Origin of the sequence: Bacteroides sp. 11BF, from assembly GCF_019633765.1 — a bacterium.
GTDB classification, from domain to species: Bacteria; Bacteroidota; Bacteroidia; order Bacteroidales; family Bacteroidaceae; genus Bacteroides; species Bacteroides hominis.
In genome coordinates, this window is sequence record NZ_JAFKPJ010000006.1 from 136181 (window position 1) to 157790 (window position 21610).

The window sequence follows — 21610 nt, forward strand, 5'->3', positions numbered from 1 at the left end:
ATTCTCGTTCTTTATCATTTCTTTATCGTACTGAAAGCGTATACATTTCCTCCGAAGTCGGTTGCTATCAATGTATTGCCCGATATGGCCACCGAACTGAATATGGGTGCTCCGGTGGTGTATTTCCAGACGATTTTTCCGGTTCTTTTGTCAATGCCGTATATGCCTCCGTCCGATGCGCCTACATATACGGTTTTTCCTGCCAATGCCGGGCTGGTTTCTATGGTTCCCGAAGTCGGGCGGCTGTATGGTGCGGTGTAGATCAAGGCATCGCCTATCGGACAATTCCATTTCTCTTCCAATGTTTCGTTATCCAGTGCCACAAGTCCTTTGTTTGCCGTGCCAAAGATGATTTCCTTGTCGGTGAGTAGTGGAGTGGAAGTTGCGTCCAGGTTATACGGCAAGGGTTTGCGTACAATTATTCTTCCCGTAGCGGCTTCTAAGATGAAGAACGATTTCTCGGATATCAGGTATAACAGCGACCCGTGCATGGCGGCAGATGCGCCTCTGTTTCGCAGTCCATGATTGCTGACACTCCATAACATCTTGCCCGTTTTCGAGTCGTTGCCATAGAGTGCGCTCCATTGTACCGAACCTATCAGGATGCCGTTTCCTTGTGTCAGTGTCGAAGTGGTTCCTTCTCTTTGTGACCATCCTTCGTTCTTCCAGATTCGTCTTCCTGTCCGGGCCTCGAAAGCCGACAGGGCTTTTCCTGTACCCGCATATACTACTCCATCGCAGGCCACCAATCCGTCTATCAGTGCGGGCAATCCGTTTACGGGCAGTTTGCTTTCCCAGCATAGCTTTCCGCTTTCACAGTCCACTGCGTAGAGATTTCCCAGTACATCTTGTGCGAAAACAAGACCATTATCTATCGCGATGGTGTTTTTAACGGAACTTTTCACCGGATATTTCCATTTTATCTCACCGCTTTTTCCGTCTAGCGCATAGATGTGCGCTCTCCCTTTCAGGTCTTCGTCTACCGAAGCGGTATATATGTTGCCATTATGTATCAGCGGAGAAGTCATGTATATATTGGCTCCTATGTTTTTCACCCACGCCAATCCGGGTATGCTGTCCAGTGCGGTAGCGGCCTTGGCCGTGTGGGTGGCATTTCCCAACAGGTTGTCCCAGTTCTCGGTCAGTCTGATGTCGGCTTGTTGAGGCAGATAGACAAAGTTTTTTTCGGAACGGGCTGTCTCTCCGTTCTTGAATTCCGCTTCTACTTGTATGGTGAGTTCTTTGCCGGCATGCGTTTCCTTCAAAGGCAATGTTGCTGTCCAGCACCAGTCGGAGCTTTGGCTGAGGCGTTTGTCTCTCAATACAGGTTTATCCTGATCCAGGCAAGTGTAAGTGACCCGGCGCACCGGCGATGCCGACGAGTACACATTGACGGTCACTTCCGGTGAGGCTGTATGACCAGCAGGCGAAGCGATGCAGATGCTATTGTTCAGATACGAGTAGCGCAGTTCAGAGCTGAAATCTCCTTTCCCGTCCACATGCATGATTCGGAAAGCGCTGGTCGAGTGATCAATGCCGCCTTTGTCCAGTGCGCTGGTACAGACTGTATATACGCTTCCCTGCTTCTTCACGTGGTTGATGTGCCAATGGCCATATACCCATGCTTTCAGGTTATGTTTGTTCAGGTCGATACTTTCCGTTTCGCTACCTTTATATATAAACTCGTCGCCATACGTCAGGATGTCATGATTGAAAACAACAATCGGTGTCCCCGGCTTGATGTGTGCCAGATCATTTTTCAGCCATCTGCACACATCCAGGCGAGTATATCCCGGCTTGTGGTCTCCACCCGGCATCGGTGTGACGATGTAGTGCACATTGGCCACGTCGAACGAGTAGTATACAGGGCCATAATTGTTTTCGAACACCTCTTCGCCATACTTCCCTTTCACCAGGTCGTGGTTGCCGATGCAATAGAATACGGGAACGTTCATGTTTTCGGTGTTCATCAGCTTGATGTGCTTCTTCATGCCGTTCTCGTAACAGATATCTCCGGTATGTATAATGAACGCTGCGTTTTCATTGGCGGCATATTCCCGGATATTTCTCACCCAGGCTTCGTTGCCTTCGGTGTTGAATATTTCGGTATCCGAAACATGGACGTATTGATGCGATCCGTCTTTGCCAATACCTGGGTGATAAGTCAAAAGGCCGAAATCGTACCCATTCGTCCGGGAGTCTATCTTATGATAGTGTTTGTTGAGTGTCTTGTATCCCGATGGGGTGGTGATAAAGATAAATCGTTGGCGGGCGTGTCCGGGCAGTGTGTACGTTCCGTCTTTCGCAGTTTCCGTTACATTCAGTCCGTCAGACACTTTGATGCCTCCCAGTGTCTTCTCTCCACGGTCAAACTGCCCATTGCTGTTCTTGTCAACAAACACGCGGCCGTTGTATGCAGCAGTTGCGCTCGTGGTAGCGGCCAGTAACAATAAGAATAAAATGTTTTTCTTCATGAATCACTATTTATATTTAATATTTAGAATAAATCAATTTCAGCGATGGTCACCGTCTTTCCGCCGGCAGCGATTTCGGTTGTTTCAATGCGTACGTAGTGTGCCTTCACCGCTTGTTTGAAGTAATGAAACCGCTTGGTGGGATCATTGATTAAATTGCCGAACACGAATGTCTCCGCTTTTTTCCATTTCCTGCCATCCTTGCTGATCAGGATATCGCCTTTTGCCATCATGCCTTTCGAGTGTTCTCTTTGTGGAGTATAAGCGAAGCCACTCAAAGATTCTTCTTTTCCCAGATCAATAGTGAGGGTGGGAGGAACCCCCTCTTCACTGGTCCAATAGGTGCGCGGGTCAGCGTCAAAGGCTTTGTGCATCTGCTTTTTGCCTGTTCCGTTGCTGCTCTCCAAGGGCTTCCATCCTTGCTTTATCAATCCGGACAGTTCGCTATGTACAGCTCCCTTCTGGCGGTTGAGTACGGCTACGGCCTTCAGTTCTCCCTTTTCCATCTTGAAAGGAGCGGTGTAGAGTGAAGCGTTCGTGTCGGGCTCTGTTCCATCGGTGGTATAATAGATCTTAAATCCCGCATTGAGATTTTTTGCGATGTCTTCGCCATGTGCTTTCCAGTTGAACTCCTGTTGCAATGGCTCGATGGTCATCATACCATTCAAGGCTCTTTTAAAACTCAGTTGAGGGGGGCGGGATTGGTAATAATGTGCCGAGATGTTACTGATGGCGGGAGTGAGGCGCGCTTCGTTGATGCGAATCCTGATTTTATCGGTAGTCACTTCTGGGAATCGCAGAATACGCTTGTAGCCGATGTTGGTGGCGTGGGCAATCTCTTTCCATGTTCCGTCTTTCCATGCTTCCAGCGTATGTCTTTCCACTCTTTCTCCATTCGTGCGGATGGCCTCCTGAATGAGCAGACGGTTGAATGTAACGGGGGCATTCATGGAAATCACAATGTCGTCAGCTGATTGGATGTAAGTTTCGGCATCCCCGTCCAGAACCTCCTTCGGTCCATTGGCATTCTTCAGTAAGTCCGTGTTGTACGTCTCCCTGATCCTTTCTCCGGTTTCCTTCAATACCTTGACATCGGCGGGAGAGAAGCGTCCCTCACGGTTGGGAGGAATATTCAGCAAAAAGGTTGAATTACCCCCTACGGCACGTTCGTAAATATCGAATACATCATCCGTACTTCTCACTTTCTGTCGCGTATCATCTCTATAGAACCAGCCTTCGCGAATGGAAGTGTTGGTTTCCGCCTGCTGATAATGCAGGAACTTACCTTTGTATAATTGTTCTCGGTTTCCTAAGTCTTGGGCTTCCATGTCTGGAAAATGGGACGCTGTATCCGGATTCTGCATATATGGGATAACGTTCCATTCGGTTGATCGGGTACCTCCGGCTTCATTTCCGCACCATCGGATGTCTTCTCGTCCGAAAATAACCGCTTGGGGTGCCAATGTTTTGATGAGTTTCTTCCAGGCAGGATAATTGTAGGTCTGGCCTCCTTTCCGTTTGGGATGCGCTCCGTCGAACCATACTTCATGGATGGGACCGTATTCTGTCAGGAGTTCGAACAGCTGATTGAGGAAATATTCATTGTAATCATCCACCTCAAACTTAAATTGGGTTTTGTTCTTAAAAGGTCTTCCTGCGACTTCCCGCGGGATGGTTCTCAGCGTATATTTGCTTAGGTTGCCATACAGCCCTTCCGGGTTTTCTATCTGATACAAGTCTGCCGGAGAGAGATAAACGCCCAATTTCAGATCGTATTTACGGCAAGATGCAGACAGCTCTTTCAATACGTCCCCTTTCCCGTTTCGGAATGCGGTGGACATGATGCCGTGTTTGGTATATCGGCTTTGCCAAAGAACAAATCCATCATGATGTTTCACCGTCAGGATCACCATTTTTATGCCGGCTGCTTTCATGGCTTCGCACCATTGATCGGTATATAGTTCCTTAAGGTCGAATATCTTCGGATCTTCCATACCGTTTCCCCACTCCATGCGGGTGAACGTGTTTGGTCCGAAATGGATGAAGGCGATAAATTCATTCTGCAATGCCTTTAATTGATTGGGGGTAGGCACTATGTGGGCCGCCTTGTTGATAATGGTTTCTTTGCTGTCTTCCGGAGCAATCTCAATGGTATTCGCAAAATGTATGTTTTCATTTTGTGCCTGAATGCTTGCTATAGCCATGAAACCAACCATGGATAATAATAACTTCTTCATAGGGTATTTGTTATTTAAAGATTGATTTAGGTACTTCTCCTGTCCAGGGAAGTGGCTGGTTCACCTTAAATAAGCGCAATATGACCGATGCGGTGTTCACTGTATTGTTAGGTTCTTCCATATTGAAATCTTTTCTTATGCCGGGTCCTGTAATGCCCCATGGTACGATCATTTCATTCACACTCATTCCTCCATGACCGTAGTTAATGCCTCCGTGATCGCTTAAAAACATGAAATGTGTGCTTTCATACAACTTCTCCTTTTTCATCTTTTCGATGAATTTGCCTATCTCGACATCTGCTTCTTCGATGGATTTGATATATTCCGGAGACATCCATTTATGATTGTGCCCCGCATGGTCTGTATGTACGGAATACAGAAATACGAGGGTGGGTTGTTTCCGGTTTTCTACGATGAACTTGAAAGCCTTGTCGTAATTGGGAAGGTAAGCATCGTTCTCCAGATAGCTGACTTCATCAAAATAGGCTTTGTTATGGGGATAAAATAGGTTAATCCAATTGTAGTAGAAAGCAGTTTTCATTCCGCTAACCTTATCTTTCAGTACTTTGAATACTGACGGATAATAACCATCGGCATCGGTTTCGACAGACGGGAACTTCTTTTTATTGATTTCCCAGCCATTGTCTACGATCCCATGTTGTTCCGGTCCGCTGCCTGTTAAATGACTTGTCCAGTTGGGCAAGGTTACCGAAGGCATCACTGCTCTGGTTTGAATTGAGAGCACGCCTTCTTTTAGCAGTGCGTCCAGATTCGGAGTGTTTGCTTTTTGAAAGCCTTCTACAGATATTCCATCCAAGGCAATTAATACTACTCTTTTGGCTTTGGGAGCGGAAAATCCTGTGAGTGAGCAAAAGCATACAAGTACTAATAAAAATGTTTTCATGATAGTCGTTTTAAAGAAGTAATCTTTTTGTTTATTGAATCTTTACTGATCTGATGAAGTATGTTTCATTTAATCATTTTTCTGAGTTTCTTTTCTACGGCAGCTGCTTGCCGCATCATGCCTACATCAGAAGGATGCACATAGTCGACCCATGCGTCCGGATCGTATGCCAGTTCTTCTCTTGACAGGTAATAGATCTCCTTTATTCCCGCTTTTTTCAGTTCTTTATACGCTTCCGCTTGTCCTTTGTTGGTGTGGCTGTAGGTTTCATATTGCTTTTGGTTTGTGGTTCCATTGCTGTATCCTGCATGTTCTACCAGTAAGATAGGTGTATCGTGCTTTTCACGTATTTGAAGAACAGCCTGCTTTACCAGCTTTTTTATTTGTTCCACGTCATAGTCGCCTAAATTGGCCATGCAGTCAATTATATAAGCACATGCTTCCTGTTCGTTGATGAGGTCGAGCACTTCTTTCTCCAGTTTTCCATTTCCGGAGAATCCCAGATTAATAAAAGGGATTTCCAATGACCGGTTCACGATGTTCCCCCATGCCATTCCCGGGCGTGACGCGCAAGCTCCCTGCGCTATGGAGGTTCCGTAAAGAACGATCGGTTTTTCGGTTATCCGGGGTATGAAAGAGAACTTACTACCCTCGGGGACTCCTATTTCCATTGCTCTCACTCCATTGTACAGCGGCAGATACAGCGTATATTCCTGTTCGCCGTTTGAAAGGTTGCCACGGTCTATCTGATAATTATAACGGACGGAATCTCCGAAAGAATAACTGCCGAAGCAGAACCCACGGTCTGCGTTACGGTAAAGGTCGACTCCCGAAACTCCGGTGGCAGGCATGTGTGGCATGCTGTAGTTTCCTGTTGTTTTATACTTTACTTTGATCTCTTTCGCGTCTGTTTTAAAACGGATGGCAAGTCCGGCCGATTCACCGGCAAGGCTCCATACTTTTTTTCTGACTTTAGCTTTGGCTCGTAATGGCAGACGGCAATAATTGCCCCCGTCTTCGTTCCATCCTTGATTTTGGATAACGGAACCTGGGGTGGTTCGGTTATCCTGCGGGTTATGCCACTCCCATTGTGCGTACATCTCTGAGGCAGTGAACATCAGGCATATCAGTATTATATTTCTTTTCATCTCTGTCGGTTAATAGTGGTTTATTATTTCTTTCGCCTTTTTCACAACTTCTGCTGCCGGACGGGTCTCCAGGCCGAACTCATCGAATGTCTTCAGAATTTTATGGATCTGATTCAGCCCCTGACGATTATTTTTCCTCTTGAACTCTTCTTTTAGCAGATGAATTTTTTCAAATGCCTGTATACCTTCTATCAACCTCTCAAAGCGAATGGAGGTACGCCCTTCCGGGTAGATGAGGTAAGTGTCTCCGGCAGCCCATGCTGTGCCTCTTTAGTTTGTTGTGGTATGCGGATGCTAATCCATCCTGCCTGTGTAGAGCGTGCCGGAATGGAAAGTATGTGGGTATGATGATCGATAGGGTCGGCAACTAAAGTCGAATCAAAATCAGCTTTATTCCGATAACCGCAACCCCCTTTGCCATCTTTGTTTAGTTCGTCAGTCATCACATAACGTACAAATCCGGTCTGTATGTTTCCAGTTGCAGTGATCTTGCTCTTACTTGATCGCAAATCACTGATTACGAATGACAGGTGATTCACATCCTGCGTGCTCCATACAACGAACTGTGCGGAAACTTTCTCTCCTTTCCAGGCAGTCAGTTTCATGCTCTTTTGTATACGGGAGATCGGAGCCGGTTCCTCTTTTTTATATCGTGAATCCGTGCTTCCCCAACTCACCTGCGTAGTCTTGACTTTTGCCCATTGTGCAGGGTTGGTGGTGACCGGATTTGTCAATTCCCTATATGTCTCTTTTTTCTGGGCATTAAGTGTGATGACAGATAATAATAAGACACTTAATAAAATGACTTTTTTCATTTTTGTTCTATTTCTTTTAGCGATAAAAGGGGAGTTAAAGGTATATTTTTAGAATTTTATGTCTGCATCTTCTATAACTGACACCAAGGGGAAAGTGTCAATTGAGTCTTTCATATTTAGGTCTTTTGGTGTAGGAGGAATAAAATCAGCTTTTGTCCCTTTTACTTTTGCTCCCTTACTATTCAAGCTTACAATAGCATATAAAGGTTGGGTGTAAGTCATTGAATATTGTAAGATTCCGTATTTTTTATTTATTTCTTCCGGATAACGTTTCTCTGTCTGTGTCGGTTCGCCTATCCATACATACGATGCACTGTTCATCTGCATGTAAGTGATTCCGTTTATTTCTTCAGTATAGTTGCTATGATTATGTCCGCTGAATGCCAGTACCACTTTCTTAAAGCCCGCGTGTTTGTTTTCGTCCTCCAGAATCTGGCGTACGACTTCTTTATTGTTCATCGCTTTTTCGATGCTTTGATGAGAGAATAAGATACATTTCTTGTCTGTGGCTTTCAAATCCTTTTTTAACCACTCCAATTGCTCCGGATCTAGAAATGCGCGTTTTTGGGCATCGACATAATAGTTGGCTTTAGAATAATGAGTATATTTCTTACCGTCGTAGAGGTTATTTCCGTCCAGGACGATGAAATGGAAATCTCCTTTGTCGAATGAATAGTACCGTCCCGGCATATTTCTGCCTTTTACGTATTCTTCAGGAGAATACCGATCCATGTCGTGATTCCCTATCACATGATATTTGTCACCCGTAAAGCTGTTCCAAGCATTTAAATAAGGTATTGAAGCACTATCCAAACGGATGAAATCACCTAATTCAATAATAAAATCCACATTATTATCTTTTGCGGCTTTGATAAAAGCTTCTATCCGCTCTTTTCCGTCGGGTACATCTTGCGCATGGAAGTCTGACGCAATGGCAAAAGTAAGAGTTTTCTCTTCTTGTTGTTTGCAAGCAGTGAAGTTGAATGTTAACAAAGCAAATAGGATATACTTTGTAATAGTACAGATTTGTTGTTTCATGTTCTTAATAGTTTTAATAGGATGGATAACAATAATTGTCGCAAAGTTAATCTGTCTGTTACTGTTTACGGTAATGACTTTATTGGGGAAATATATACAAAACGGACTATATACATCAAAGAAGTGTATAATTAGGAATATGGTAGAGGTGCTGTATTATATACTGTTGTCTGTACGGTAGAAGAAATAAAGAGTAAAGCCCATTTGAACAGATGCCTTACTCTTTATCTAACTGTGATCGGAAGATATTTACCGGATACCCTAAGTCGGATAATGCTAACGTTGCGAAAGCCTTTCTTTTTATTTATAAATCAAACGGCTTATAAACAGGTATCCTCCGAATATTTGCAGAGCCATTCCCGGCAGGCCGATACGGAAATCCTGTGCGGCACTGAGGAAATCTTTGACCATGATCCACTCACCCAAAGTACCGGCCACTTGGTAGGCCAACACGACAACCAGCAGAATGGGAATGGAGATACGCTTATAATGATGGGCGGCATAACCGGCCGCTACAGCCAGAAGCACTGATTTTAAAAGGATAGCAGGTAAAACTGCCGGATGGGGCATACCGAATAACAATGAATTCAGGACAGGTGAAAAGAGTGCTGTCAACAATCCGACTTTCCACCCATATTTATAGGCTCCGATCAGAGTAAAGAAATAGATCGGTAACCAGGTGATACCCCCTTGGGGGATGAGATGAAAAAGTTGGGGCAATGCCATATTTCCCACGACAAACAGCATCGCTGCCAGATATGTTTTGGCATCGTTGTAATTTAATGAATAAAGCTTGATAGATGTTGTTTCCATATTATGATATGATAATTAAAAGTTAATGTTGATTCCTCCCATAAATGTAGCTTTCGGCATAGGGTAACCGGCATTTATTTCATAACGTTGCGCCAGCAGATTCTCTCCTTTTACAAACAGACCGGCGATGGAGCAGATACGATAATTACCCCGAAGATTCCATAGAAGAAAGTTTTCTTTCTTTTCTTCAGGGCTCACTACAGTATAAAGTCCTGCCACATATTGTATTCCGGTGGAGAAATTCCATTTGCCTTTTGTGAAATCAATTCCTGCATATAATTTATGTTCCGGTGCGGCAACCAGAGGGTGTTCCATATGAAGCCAGCTGTAGTTGGCAGTCAGGTTCCATGTAGGATGGATGTGGTACGCTATACTGGCTTCTGCTCCCCAGTTCTCTACTTTACCGGTGTTTACGTTCAGCGGACGCCCGTCTGTGCGGATAGTCTGGATCATATTGTCACCATTGATATAAAAGAGGTTAACCCCATAATAAAACGTTTGATCGAACAGTCGTTGAGAATAAGACAGTTCGTAATTCCATAACCGTTCCGGTAATAAATCGGGATTGGCAGGGCGGAACATATATAGTTCGCGGATTGTAGGGTTGCGGAATCCTTTACTGGCCATAGCTTTCAAGCTTGCGTTGTGTGGCAACTGTACCGACAAGCCGACTTGTGGTATCCATTCTGTTCCGGAGACAGTGTGATGATCTGCACGGATACCCGCGTCTATTGTCAGATGACTACCGATTGCCTGACGGAAATCAACGTATCCCGCAATTTCATTTTCCGATTTATCCGAGATATTTTCTTTATGGCGGTCTGTAATGAAGCGATTCCATGCTTCACCGCCAAATCGCATATAGTCTAATCCTACAGTCAGCCGGTTACCCGTAAATAAAGAAGTACTCTGGTACCAGGAAATTCCCGTCATCCGGTCTTTAGAGTTGAAACGGTAGTCCAGTGGTGCTTCGCCTGTACCGTATCCGTCATTAATGTGATGTTTACCCCAATTATAAAAAAGCTTGAGTGCCCCCGATGTATGTTCATACTTATTCTCCAAAGCAAATGAAGTCATGCCACGTGTAATGCGTGAATCGTTATCGAAAACCGGAGTGCTGACTGTTCCCGGATTAGAGGCATTGAAATGCGTCAGGTTCAGATCTGCGGATATGTTCCATGTGCGGTTCAATTCATAGCCCAGCCTTGTATATCCGCCGTATTGCTCAAACTCCATATCGGGGCGATGTCCGTCTGTCCGGTTGTAAGAACCGGTGATAACACTGCTGAAACGTCCTTTTTTTACTTGGTTGGTAACTTCAGTCGTCCATGTATTATATGAGCCATACCCCAGCCGGGCTCCCGTTCTCACTCCGTCTTCCCGCTGCTGACGGGTCACGATGTTGATTACTCCGCCCATTGCATTCGAACCATAAAGTACGGATGCAGGGCCACGTACTACTTCCACTTTTTCAGCCAGCATCGATTGATAAGCGTCGGCAATAGGATGCCCCATTAGCCCCATGTACTGTGGATGTCCGTCAATCAATACTAATAATCCTGTAGTGGGGCTGCCTCCGATGCCACGCAGGCTGATACCACCTGCCGCACCGCTCGACACGCCATACCCCATGATGCCACGGCTGGTTGTGAATAACCCCGGGATCTGTTCTGTCAACATAGGGAGTAAAGAAGGCTCTAAACGTTTCTCTATGGTTTCGCGGTTCAGGACCGAAACAGTCATAGGCAGATGGCGGATGTCAGTTTCATTTCGTGTGCCGGTGACTACTACCCCATCTATCTCGTAATTCTGTGTCGTGTGGGTCGTGTCTCTCCGGACTTGTGCCTCTAAAGAGGTACTTAGAAAAGTACAGGCAAACAGGATGCCAAGCAGATTTTTCTTCATCCTCATTTTGGAGAGGAAATTCTCAATGATCCGGAATATTTCTTCTAAAGAACTGATTTCATGGCAAGCTGTTTCCAGCGGACACCATCCGCTTTTGTCCCGATTCTCAATGAAAGGCACCAATCGGATATAAGTAACCTCAACATTGGCATCATGCAGGAGTGTAAGTGCGGGTTGGCTGATGACATCTGCATATACCCGCCGGATTCCTCCCAGAACCATTAGTCCTGCGGCAGCTTTCCCAATCACCTTGTCGGCAATGCAGGCTCCTTCCATGAAAGAGGGTTCTTGCTGGAACAGATCGTATAAATCGGCTACGCCCCGCTGAGTGAAGGTGCGTATTTCCGCTCCGTTCCCGATCACACAGGAATAGCCTCTGGAGTGGAGTAGATCGATTATCTTTTCCATTATAGCGTTTCCTGTTTGAGTTGTTCTACAAAATGATCGATACGGTGCAGTTCGTCCGGAATCCGGATAGACTGCGGACAATGTGAGGTGCATTGGTTGCAGCCAATACAATGGCTGGCTTGCCGTAGTTTGGGTACACTGCGGTCATAGCCTATCAGGAAAGCGCGCCGTGCTTCTTTATAGTTTTCGCTTGTCCGGCTTTGCGGAATATTCCCTTCGTTTACGCACTTGTTGTAATGAACGAGGATGGCAGGAATATCGATGCCGTATGGGCAGGGCATGCAATATTTGCAGTCATTGCATGGGATGGTAGGATATTGCATCATAAGTTGTGCAGTCTCTTCCAGATATTCCTTGTCGTCATCGGTCAGAGGAACCAGTGGTGAATAAGTACGGATGTTGTCTTGCAAGTGCTCCATGTAGGTCATACCGCTCAATACAGTCAGTACCAGTTCCGGTGAACCGGCAAAGCGGAAAGCCCACGATGCTATGCTGTCTTCAGGACGTCGCTGTTTCAGTCGTCCCACGATGTGTTCAGGGACATTTGACAGGCGCCCGCCCAACAGTGGTTCCATGATGACAGCGGCAATGTTTCGTTTGGCCAGTTCTCCGTAAAGATATTCCGCATTGACATTGTTTCCTGTAGCATGGCGCCAGTCCATATAGTTGAGTTGAATTTGTACAAAATCCCATTTCACCGTATCATGCATGGCGAGTACCTGGTCGAAAACCTCGACATCACCATGAAATGACCAGCCGAGGTGCCGGATACGCCCGGCTTCACGTTCTTTGAGAAGGAAGTCAAGCATGCCGTTATCGATATATCGTTCGTTGAACACTTTCATTCCGCCGCCACCGATGGCGTGCAGCAGATAATAATCAAAGTACTCTACCTGCATATCCTCAAACGACTGGTGATACATAGCCAGTGAGTTTTCACGTGAGAAGTTTGAAAAATTCGATAGTTTGGTTGCTATGTACAGTTTTTCACGCGGATGCCTTTTGAGGGCAATTCCTGTTGCTTTTTCCGACCAGCCCTGTACATATACGGGCGATGTATCGAAATAGTTTACTCCGTGGGCGATAGCATAATCTACCAGTTCATTGACGGCTTCCTGGTTGATAAGGTCTCCTTTCCCTTCCGGTGAAGGGATTGTAGGCCAGCGCATGCAGCCATACCCCAGGAGAGAAACTTGATCTTTGATTCCTCCGACTGAGCGATAGGTCATTTTATCTGTGGGGACAGGAGAAGAGGCACTCCGTCCCTGACCGGCTTTATCTCCGGAGCCGCAACCATAAAGAGCGGCAGTTGTTGTAGCGGCGCTGATACCCACAATTTTGAGGAATCCTCTTCGGTCTATATGCTTATTCTGTTTTTCCATATGTTTCTGCTTTTGGGATGTGTTATATGATACGGTGTCTTTCGTGACCTTCTACATAGATGGCACTGAACGGGCGTGCCGGGCAAAGATTTTCACATGCTCCGCAACCGATGCAACGTTCGGTATTGATTGCCGGTATTTTGGGAGAGTCTGTTTGGTCCGGTATGGATAGAATCATCTGAATGGCTCCTGTCGGACAATGACGGGCACAATTGCCACATTCCACCCCGTCAGTCAGTGGTACGCAGTTCGCTTTTACCCAGACCGCATGCCCGATTTGAGTCGAAGACTTGTCGGCTACCGTGATAGGGCGGATTGCTCCTGCCGGACATACCTGGGAACAATCGTTACACTCCGGACGACAATAGCCGCGTTCGTACGACATTTCGGGCTGCATCAGGTTCATCAGTTTCGTGGAAGGACGCAATACCTGATTGGGGCAGGCTGATACACACAGTTGGCAGGCCGTGCAATGTGCAGACATATTACGCGCACTCAACGAACCGGGAGGTGTGATGGGTGTCTGCCGATTGGGTATTTTTTTATCTTCTATGGTGGCGAGTCCGCCATCTACTTTTTTCTCCTGTGCTTTGAGTGCCGATGTTGCGGCTACCATTGTCGTTACGGTCAGGAAGTTGCGGCGTGCTTCATTTACTTGGCCGGATGAAGCCAGAGGAGCATTCTGCTTCACTTGTGGTGATCCTGTTTTGCTTGTTCGTAATTGGTAACTGAGCGCTTTCTGCTTGCATTTGCCAAGGCAGTCCATGCAAGCCACACAACGGCTGTAGTCTATCGTATGTTCTTTGGAGTTGATGCATGCCGCTTTGCAATGGCGTGCACACAGTCCGCACCCGTTACATTTATCCGTATCAATCGTGACGCGGAATAAAGAATAGCGTGAAAGAAATCCCAGTACTGTCCCCACAGGGCAGATGGTATTACAGTAGGTACGCCCGTTTCGCCATGCCAGCAGAATCAGGATGACGAAAGTCGCTGCAGCGATGATAAATGTCGGCAGACTTTTCATCCAGACTTCGACGTCATAAAATGCATAACTGTCGATTCGTTCCGCCAGATGAGCAAACAGGTTGTTTCCCCATAACCAGATGGGTTGGAACAGGTTGTTTGCAATACGTCCGTAAGCACTATACGGAGCAAACAAAGTTGCGATGAAACTAACTCCTGCTATCAGGGTAATGATGAATATAGCCAATGCCCCGTAGCGTAGTGAAGAGAGTGCCGGAGAATAGGAGTAAGGCAACTTTTTCCGTCTTTTCCCAACCCAGGCTGCCACATCCTGGAATACTCCGAGCGGACAAATCACCGAACAGTAGATTCGTCCGAATACGGCTGTCAGAATTATTAAAAAGGCTACTACCCCTATGTTCAATGCCAGTATCGCAGGAAGGAACTGGATTTTTGCCAGCCAGCCGAACCAACCGTGCAGTGTTCCGGTGAAATCAAGGAACAGCAGGGTGATCAGTGTCAGGCAGATGATGCCACATGTTAGTCTGATTTTTCGTATCATTGCGTTTGTTTTTATTGAGTTTGTTATTTATCGTTTACAAGCCACGTCTTAAACTCCGATGCTTTGTTTTTGCTGACATAAACACGTTCCGGCACTTCGGTATCGAGTGTGATGAGCAGTCGGCTGTCAAACCAGATAGTTATATCCGTTACGCTGTCTCTGGCTATGACAAACTGTTTGTTAGCCCGGATAAAGTCTGTCGGATTGAGTGAGGAGACGATCTGTTCCAAGGTCTTGGAATAAGGATAACAGTTGCCGTCCTTCAGGCATACATATGTGTTTTTACCGGTTGCGTAGAAATAAGAAATCTCTTTTATGCTCACCGGGAGCAGTTTGTCTTTATGTGCAATCAATAGTTTGTCTTTGTACTTGGGTGCGGGTTTCAGCTGCGTCAGTTGTGCCAAATATTGCAAAAGGTCCTGTCGGGTCAGTTTGCTGTATTTTTCCAGTGCGTGTTCTACATCCTCCACCTTGACAGGTTTCAGTAAATAGTCTATGCTGTTCACTTTAAAAGCTTCGATGGCATATCGGTCATAAGCCGTTGTAAATATAATAGGAGTCTCCAGCTTTATTCTGTCGAAAATGGCAAAGGCCGATCCGTCTGATAAATGAATATCCATGAATATCAGATCCGGAGCCGGATTTGACTGCAACCATCCGACAGTCTGCGTGACACTTTCTGTATTGGCCATGACCCGGATATCGGGGGCTACCTCCGCGAGGATATCCGTCAGGTTTTCATAGGCAGCGGTTTCGTCTTCTACAATCAGTACTTTCATAACAACTACTATATTAGAGGTAGATATACCCGGAATGTCTCTTCGTCGGATTCCACCCGGATTTGCTTATTCATTAACAGATTGAATCGATTTTCCAAGTTACTTAGTCCGGTTCCGTTTGTGTCGGGCGGGGATAGTTTAGGGTAAATGGGATTGGACACCACCAGTTCAGATTGCTCGTTCAGCCGGATGGAGATCTCCATCTTGTGTTCGCTGTCTATCCGGTTGTGTACGGTGACGTTATCGACTAACGGAAGTAGTGAGAGTACAGGCAGTGTCAGCAAATCTTTTTGCCTTTCGGCTACGTCGATGGCAAAAACCAGTTTATTGGCAAAACGTACCTCCATTACGTATTGGAAAGATTGGATGAACTCCAGTTCTTCTCTCAGCGTGACGAGCCCTTTCCGGTCGCTTTGCAAGATGTACCGGAAGATATCAGATAGCTGATTGACGTACATCAGCGTGTTTTCATCATTCTTTTTTCGTATTAATGAAGATATTCCGTTCAGTGAGTTAAAGAAGAAATGCGGGTTTACCTGGTTGGCCAGTGCGTCACAACGACTTTGTAAGTTCTCAAAACGAAGACGTTCTATTTCCTGCTCTTTTTCTCTCTGCCGGGTATAGAGCATAGAGATATATCCGACCAGTGTACATAAAAAGCACAGTGTGAAGAACTGTGATATCAGGGTACTGCCCAGAAAGTCAGTATGGAAACCATACGAGGAAATGGTGTACGAAACGGAAGCGAAGAACAGATAGCCGGTCAGTGCAAACAGAAAATTGTGGGTCAGACGTTTGCGGAATAATGCTGTCGGTATCTGGCGCAGATTGTAGTTTATCAGAAAACCGATCATTCCCCAAAAGAAAAGGAAGCGATATATAAAATAAGAAAAGAAACCAAGGTAGTCCGATGGTTTCAGAGAGTTTAGCTCCCATGGAATGCAAGCTATGTTGGGATATATAATGAAAACCGCACTGATCAGGCTGACCAATGGGAGGTTTCGTGATATGTATTTATCAAAGGAATCCATTTTGCTTTTTTCTTAATGCAAAGAAAAGCAAAATAATGATTCCTTATTTGTTATGTCATGTCAAAACGAAAAAAGAGGCATAAAAGCGAAACTTTTTCATTTTTTCAGCATAAATACAATGTAGTCTCTGCATAAAATGAGAATGCAGAATGACAGAAGCAGGGAAGTGATCAGCATAAACTCTTTCATATAGTTTGTTGGTTTTATAGGTTCTTTTCTATAAAGACAACGGCCGATAAGAAACTCCCTACCCGGACAACTGTTTTATTTCATTTGTTTTTGTTCTGCTACGTATTTCCAGAGCGGTGCCGCATGTAATGCCTGTATGATTTGGTTGCTTTGCAGGAGTTCTTGTACTTCTTCAAAGGTGAGCAGATGCACTGTAAGTGACTCCGTATCTTCCAGATGTTGTATGTCTACTCGTTCTACATCCGTTGCCAGAAAGCAGTGAGTCAGATTGGTATGTGTGCTTGGATTGGCCGAAATCACCATATATTCCTGCCAGTTACCATTGCCGTATCCGGTTTCTTCCAGCAGTTCACGTTGTGCCGAAACAAGCGGTGATGCATCCTCTTTCTCGCATACACCCGCACAAAGTTCATATAGCTGTTTGCCGATTCCCGGTCGGAACTGGCGGACAAATACAAACTTTCCTTCTCTGGTGATGGCGATAGTGTTCACCCAGTCGGGATACTCAAGGATGTAGTACTCCGGGATATGATTGCCGTTAGGCAAAAGCATATCGTCGCACCGTACGGTCAACCACGGGCGGCGAAATAGATATTTGCTGCTGACTACTTGCCAGGCTTCGTCTTTTGTTTCCATTGTTTTATTGATAGCGGTTGCTGGCAAAGGTAATTAGAATAATTGTCAGGAACAATTGTTTTCATACGTATCTTTTTGGGTTTAAAAACCGTTGTGTATCTTTGGGGCGGATAAACTAACAGAATAATGAAAAACGCAATCATCTCTTTATTCCTGCTTTTTATTGCCGTGCAATATGTAGCAGCACAAAAAAAGGTTATTAAAATAGCCTGTATCGGTAATAGTATCACATATGGTGTAGGTACACGTAATCCTGCTAAAGACAGCTATCCCGCTGTGCTGGGGCAGATGTTGGGCGACGGTTATGAGGTCCGGAACTTTGGAGTCAGTGCCCGCACCATGCTGATGAAAGGGGACAATCCCTATATGAAGGAAGAGCGCTATCGGCAAGCATTGGACTATAATCCCGATATTGTGACTATTAAATTGGGGACCAATGATACGAAACCTCAGAACTGGCGATATAAATCCGATTTTAAGAAAGATATGGAGACGATGATCCGAACGCTTCGGGCATTACCGTCGAAGCCGGAAATTTATTTATGTTATCCTATTCCCGCATACGCTGTCCAGTGGGGCATCAATGATAGTATCATTGTTCATGGAGTGATGCCGGTTATCAACCGGTTGGCTGCCAAATACGGATTGAAAGTAATCGATCTGCATACTCCGTTAACGGGGATGAAAGAGTGTTTTGCCGACAACGTACATCCCAACGAAAAAGCTGCTGTCCGTATTGCACAGGCCATTTACCGGCAACTGACCGGCGAGGAACCACCGGCACATGTTTCTCAACCCTTCCCGGGACTTAAAGGTAAATGGAAAGGGTTCGATCAATATACTTTTGCTTATCAGGATCGGGAGGCTATTGTTGTCTGCCCGAAAGATGCGGCAACCGGCAATCCCTGGATCTGGCGTCCTGCTTTTTTCGGTGCTTTTGCTTCAGTTGATGAAGAATTGTTGAGGCGTGGTTTTCATGTGGCATATTATGATCTGACTCATCTTTATGGAAGTCCCCGTGCCCGGAAGTCCGGTACTGATTTTTATTGGAATATGGTACGTATGTATGGACTATCTCCCAAAGTAACGCTTGAGGGTTTCAGTCGTGGAGGTCTGTTTGCTTATAATTGGGCGGCCGATCATCCGGATAAAGTGGCCTGTATCTATGTGGACGCTCCGGTTTGTAACGTATTCAGTTGGCCGGGACGTTCGCCTGAGAATGCCGGACTATGGAAAGGTCTGTTAGAGGAATGGGGGCTGACGGATGATCAGATGAATTCATTTTCCGGTAATCCGATTGACCGGCTGAAACCTTTGGCGGATGCGAGGATTCCGGTGATCTGTGTATGTGGAGACAGTGACAAGGTAGTGCCGTTTTCAGAGAACTCGGCTATTGTCCGCCAACGATATACAGCCATGGGGGCTCCATTCGAACTTATCTTGAAACCAGGAGTGGATCATCATCCGCATAGTTTGTCAGATCCTGCTCCGGTGGTCGACTTTATTATCCGCCATCAGCCGGGTTATGAAGCCAAACAATGCTATACATTAAGAGGGGACTATCGTAACTCGTATCAGATGTTTGAGAAAGAACGTGTTGGTACGGTTGCTTTTCTGGGAGGTTCCATCACAGAAATGAAGGGATGGAGGGATATGATTTGTGAAGATTTGAAGCAGCGTTTCCCTTATACAAAGTTTACCTTTATCGATGCCGGGATTCCTTCTACGGGCAGTACGCCCGGAGCATTCCGCTTGGCGGACGATGTGTTGTCCAAGGCCAAAGTCGATCTGCTTTTTGTGGAAGCGGCGGTGAACGATGATACCAACGGCTTTAATGCCATTGAGCAGGTAAGAGGAATGGAAGGTATCGTACGCCATGCTTTGCTTTCCAATCCGTCTATGGATATCATGATGCTGCATTTTATCTACGATCCTTTTATCCCGAAACTGGACGGAGGTCAGATGCCCGATGTGATTCTGAATCACGAACGGGTGGCGAACCATTATCTGATCCCTTCCGTCAACCTCGCTACAGAAATCGCCGCCCGTATGCGGGAAGGTGAATTCACTTGGGAACAGTTTGGCGGTACGCATCCCAAACCTTTGGGGCATGCTTATTATGCGGCTACGATAAATAAGGTGCTCGATGAAATGTATGCTTCTTGTGTTGCTGCCGGAACTGCCGTCAAGCCTCATGTGCTTCCTGCCGTGCCACTGGACGGATATAGTTATACAAATGGTAAGTTGGTCGACATCCGGCAAGCTCATATAAATAAAGGCTGGCAGTTAGTCCCTTCGTGGACTCCGCGCCTTATTGCCGAAACGCGTCCGGGCTTTGTCGATGTGCCCATGCTTGAAACCGATCGTCCCGGAGCGAAACTGACACTCGACTTTGAAGGGACGGCTGTCGGTATCTTCTGTGTAAGTGGTCCGGCTGCCGGGATTCTGGAATATAGTGTCGACGGTGCTCCGTTTAAAAAGTTGGATACGTTTACGGCTTGGAGCGGCGGACTGTATATTCCTTGGGTATATATGTTCGATACGGAGTTGCCGAAAGGCAAACATCGTCTGATGCTCAGGATGTCAAAAGATCATCATCCGCAAAGTAAGGGTACGGCCTGCCAGATCAGACAGTTTGTGGTAAATGAATAGTAAAGTTAGGTTGCGTTTGATTGAACATATCCTGCCATCCGCATAATCTTCTTGCAGATAGATAAATGCTTTTCTGAAAAACATTCATTATTGTTTGTTGTTTTGTTCAGAAAAAACGTATCTTTGCAGTAGAACTATGGTTGGCATAAACATTTTTATGCCCATAAATACGCAGTTCTCTTCGGTGGATTAAAATGTAGCGATTTATAAGACACACCGGATGAGTGCAGCCTGTATCTGTATTGGTACGGGCTTACTTATCCATGTGTCGGGGTGCCGCTACATACCTAATCCATTGGATGAGTAATGCCCCGTACCTTTTCATATAATCACATTCAAGAAACCGTGCAGGGTAGATTATTTTAACTTTAATCTTTTCTCCCTGTATGGCTAATTGGATTACTCTACGGCAAGCTGCCGAAAAATACGAGACTACGGTAAAAGACGTTCTCTCTTGGTCGGAACTTCCTGAAATTACTTTCACTTACGTAAACTACACTTTGTTATTGAATGATGACAGCGTGTGTGATTTTATTAAATTGCATAGTCTTCCGGCTGAAGCAGGAAAAGACTACGGTTGTGCCATCACCTTTGAAAATGTCGAGATAATCGCGAAATTATATGCTAATGCATTAGAAAAGATCCGTTTGCTGGAAAAGCAAACCGAACTGCTGAATGAATGTGTTTCCAAACAGTCAAAACTCTTTGAATCGATAGAGGAGAGGCTTGCGGCAATGCTGGTCTCCATGGGAGATACTGAAATTCAGGATACAGACCCAATAAACGAGGAATCGAAGTTTGCCGCTTTCATGAAGAAAATCCTCCTCTCATACAAAAAATGCATTTCGATCTTCCATCTTCCACCTTTTAAAAGATAACTGTCTGATTCGTAGAAAACTAATAGGGTGGAAGATGCGGTTTTTTAGCCGTTTATCTTCCACCCTCATCTTCCATCTTCCACCCGCTAAATTTCCTCTTTGGAAGGCGATTTTTTGATAAATACCAGTAGGCTTCCTCGCCCTTTGGGTTCGATAATTCCCTGATCTACAAATCGGTGTAGATCTTCCAACGCTTTATTTTTCAGTCTTCCGGTCAGTCGGGTGTAGTCCGAACGGGTGATAAAAGCATTTTCATTTAGATACCTTTCCAGTCGAAAAAGCTTTTCTTCTTCGCTGAGCTGTGACGAGCTTCTTGAACCGTATTTGCCGGCACGTTCCACATAGCCCTTGGTGTGTCTGCGAAACCACATCGAAGCCCTGAAATTAATGTTGTCGAAGTAAATGGATTGTGCGCGGATCTCTTTTTTATCTTTCACCGGATGCGTTGCCTTCAGGCTTGCCGAGAAATAGCCGATCTTGCCCAACTCCACATGGTATCCGTCCACCAGATATTTGGAGATTTTTTCTGTCAGGGCACAGAGCACTCCTTCCAGGTCGCCTACTGTGAAGGTGGAGGCTTCCGAAATTTCTTCAAGAATGGTGCGTGTCCGGATGGTTCCACTCGAAATGATGTGGGGATAAAGCTTGGGTTCCTCTCCGTTCTCTTTTTTAGAAGGAACTTCTCTGAAATCATAACGTGCTGCCATAATTTGTTTAGTTTTTAATTGTTGATAGTTATTTGTTTATTGGTTTTTCTTTCTTTGTTTTAGCCTTTTTCCTTTGTTCTTTACCT

Annotated in this window: 17 protein-coding genes; 2 read left to right on the forward strand and 15 right to left on the reverse strand. The window is 45.5% G+C overall.

Annotated features, from left to right (window positions below; all coding sequences use genetic code 11):
- Window positions 1-14: 14 nt before the first annotated feature.
- The 14 genes from JZY04_RS08225 to JZY04_RS08285 form a co-directional block, all read right to left on the reverse strand.
- Complete coding sequence (locus tag JZY04_RS08225; protein ID WP_122142223.1) at window positions 15-2474, reverse strand: PQQ-binding-like beta-propeller repeat protein; 2460 nt, start codon at window positions 2472-2474, stop codon at window positions 15-17.
- A gap of 23 nt (window positions 2475-2497) precedes the next feature.
- On the reverse strand, window positions 2498-4711 hold the full coding sequence (locus JZY04_RS08230; RefSeq protein WP_122142222.1) for an alpha-L-fucosidase: 2214 nt from the start codon (window positions 4709-4711) through the stop codon (window positions 2498-2500).
- Window positions 4712-4721: 10 nt separating this feature from the next.
- Window positions 4722-5615: an alkaline phosphatase family protein gene (locus JZY04_RS08235; protein WP_122142221.1), complete on the reverse strand. Its 894-nt coding sequence runs from the start codon at window positions 5613-5615 to the stop codon at window positions 4722-4724.
- A gap of 65 nt (window positions 5616-5680) precedes the next feature.
- The gene (locus JZY04_RS08240; RefSeq protein ID WP_122142220.1) at window positions 5681-6763 is read right to left on the reverse strand and encodes an SGNH/GDSL hydrolase family protein; all 1083 of its coding nucleotides are present in this window, start codon (window positions 6761-6763) and stop codon (window positions 5681-5683) included.
- Window positions 6764-6772: 9 nt separating this feature from the next.
- A complete protein-coding gene (locus JZY04_RS21255) occupies window positions 6773-6997 on the reverse strand; it encodes a hypothetical protein (protein WP_310592404.1) in 225 nt (74 codons plus the stop codon).
- Window positions 6955-7578, reverse strand: coding sequence for a hypothetical protein (locus tag JZY04_RS21485; protein WP_250707041.1), 624 nt, complete (start codon window positions 7576-7578; stop codon window positions 6955-6957). Before JZY04_RS21485 ends, JZY04_RS21255 begins: the two co-directional genes overlap by 43 nt.
- Before the next feature lie 48 nt (window positions 7579-7626).
- The gene (locus JZY04_RS08250) at window positions 7627-8616 is read right to left on the reverse strand and encodes a metallophosphoesterase (RefSeq protein ID WP_122142219.1); all 990 of its coding nucleotides are present in this window, start codon (window positions 8614-8616) and stop codon (window positions 7627-7629) included.
- 300 nt (window positions 8617-8916) lie between these two features.
- Complete coding sequence (locus JZY04_RS08255; RefSeq protein ID WP_032543012.1) at window positions 8917-9429, reverse strand: ECF transporter S component; 513 nt, start codon at window positions 9427-9429, stop codon at window positions 8917-8919.
- A 15-nt stretch (window positions 9430-9444) separates the two neighbouring features.
- A complete protein-coding gene (locus JZY04_RS08260) occupies window positions 9445-11742 on the reverse strand; it encodes a TonB-dependent receptor domain-containing protein (protein ID WP_255584432.1) in 2298 nt (765 codons plus the stop codon).
- A complete protein-coding gene (locus tag JZY04_RS08265) occupies window positions 11742-13124 on the reverse strand; it encodes an aldo/keto reductase (RefSeq protein WP_032531586.1) in 1383 nt (460 codons plus the stop codon). The genes JZY04_RS08260 and JZY04_RS08265 overlap by 1 nt, the downstream gene beginning before the upstream one ends.
- Window positions 13125-13146: 22 nt before the next feature.
- A complete protein-coding gene (locus JZY04_RS08270) occupies window positions 13147-14652 on the reverse strand; it encodes a 4Fe-4S binding protein (protein ID WP_044300912.1) in 1506 nt (501 codons plus the stop codon).
- A 23-nt stretch (window positions 14653-14675) separates the two neighbouring features.
- Window positions 14676-15431, reverse strand: coding sequence for a LytTR family DNA-binding domain-containing protein (locus JZY04_RS08275; RefSeq protein ID WP_005782112.1), 756 nt, complete (start codon window positions 15429-15431; stop codon window positions 14676-14678).
- Between the two features lie 8 nt (window positions 15432-15439).
- A complete protein-coding gene (locus tag JZY04_RS08280; RefSeq protein WP_044300914.1) occupies window positions 15440-16462 on the reverse strand; it encodes a sensor histidine kinase in 1023 nt (340 codons plus the stop codon).
- Window positions 16463-16726: 264 nt separating this feature from the next.
- Window positions 16727-17287, reverse strand: a complete 561-nt coding sequence (locus tag JZY04_RS08285) for an NUDIX hydrolase (RefSeq protein ID WP_044300916.1) — start codon at window positions 17285-17287, stop codon at window positions 16727-16729.
- 126 nt (window positions 17288-17413) lie between these two features.
- On the opposite strand from JZY04_RS08285, the gene JZY04_RS08290 reads away from it, so the two are divergent.
- Window positions 17414-19939 carry an alpha/beta fold hydrolase gene (locus tag JZY04_RS08290; protein ID WP_122142217.1) on the forward strand — a complete coding sequence of 842 codons (2526 nt, stop codon included), beginning with the start codon at window positions 17414-17416 and terminating at the stop codon, window positions 19937-19939.
- Window positions 19940-20325: 386 nt separating this feature from the next.
- Window positions 20326-20817, forward strand: a complete 492-nt coding sequence (locus JZY04_RS08295; RefSeq protein ID WP_005811525.1) for a hypothetical protein — start codon at window positions 20326-20328, stop codon at window positions 20815-20817.
- Between the two features lie 86 nt (window positions 20818-20903).
- On the opposite strand, the gene JZY04_RS08300 is transcribed toward JZY04_RS08295, so the two are convergent.
- Window positions 20904-21524, reverse strand: coding sequence for an HU family DNA-binding protein (locus JZY04_RS08300; protein ID WP_005811523.1), 621 nt, complete (start codon window positions 21522-21524; stop codon window positions 20904-20906).
- Window positions 21525-21610: the final 86 nt, after the last annotated feature.

Excerpts from the sequence above, each read along its gene's own strand:
- JZY04_RS08230 (WP_122142222.1), bottom strand. The coding sequence starts at position 4,711 with ATGAAGAAGTTATTATTATCCATGGTTGGTTTCATGGCTATAGCAAGC.
- JZY04_RS08270 (WP_044300912.1), bottom strand. The coding sequence starts at position 14,652 with ATGATACGAAAAATCAGACTAACATGTGGCATCATCTGCCTGACACTG.
- JZY04_RS08275 (WP_005782112.1), bottom strand. The coding sequence starts at position 15,431 with ATGAAAGTACTGATTGTAGAAGACGAAACCGCTGCCTATGAAAACCTG.
- JZY04_RS08260 (WP_255584432.1), bottom strand. The coding sequence starts at position 11,742 with ATGGAAAAGATAATCGATCTACTCCACTCCAGAGGCTATTCCTGTGTG.
- JZY04_RS08250 (WP_122142219.1), bottom strand. The coding sequence starts at position 8,616 with ATGAAACAACAAATCTGTACTATTACAAAGTATATCCTATTTGCTTTG.
- JZY04_RS08265 (WP_032531586.1), bottom strand. The coding sequence starts at position 13,124 with ATGGAAAAACAGAATAAGCATATAGACCGAAGAGGATTCCTCAAAATT.
- JZY04_RS08285 (WP_044300916.1), bottom strand. The coding sequence starts at position 17,287 with ATGGAAACAAAAGACGAAGCCTGGCAAGTAGTCAGCAGCAAATATCTA.
- JZY04_RS08255 (WP_032543012.1), bottom strand. The coding sequence starts at position 9,429 with ATGGAAACAACATCTATCAAGCTTTATTCATTAAATTACAACGATGCC.
- JZY04_RS08295 (WP_005811525.1), top strand. The coding sequence starts at position 20,326 with ATGGCTAATTGGATTACTCTACGGCAAGCTGCCGAAAAATACGAGACT.
- JZY04_RS08290 (WP_122142217.1), top strand. The coding sequence starts at position 17,414 with ATGAAAAACGCAATCATCTCTTTATTCCTGCTTTTTATTGCCGTGCAA.
- JZY04_RS08240 (WP_122142220.1), bottom strand. The coding sequence starts at position 6,763 with ATGAAAAGAAATATAATACTGATATGCCTGATGTTCACTGCCTCAGAG.
- JZY04_RS21485 (WP_250707041.1), bottom strand. The coding sequence starts at position 7,578 with ATGAAAAAAGTCATTTTATTAAGTGTCTTATTATTATCTGTCATCACA.
- JZY04_RS08300 (WP_005811523.1), bottom strand. The coding sequence starts at position 21,524 with ATGGCAGCACGTTATGATTTCAGAGAAGTTCCTTCTAAAAAAGAGAAC.
- JZY04_RS08225 (WP_122142223.1), bottom strand. The coding sequence starts at position 2,474 with ATGAAGAAAAACATTTTATTCTTATTGTTACTGGCCGCTACCACGAGC.
- JZY04_RS08235 (WP_122142221.1), bottom strand. The coding sequence starts at position 5,615 with ATGAAAACATTTTTATTAGTACTTGTATGCTTTTGCTCACTCACAGGA.
- JZY04_RS08280 (WP_044300914.1), bottom strand. The coding sequence starts at position 16,462 with ATGGATTCCTTTGATAAATACATATCACGAAACCTCCCATTGGTCAGC.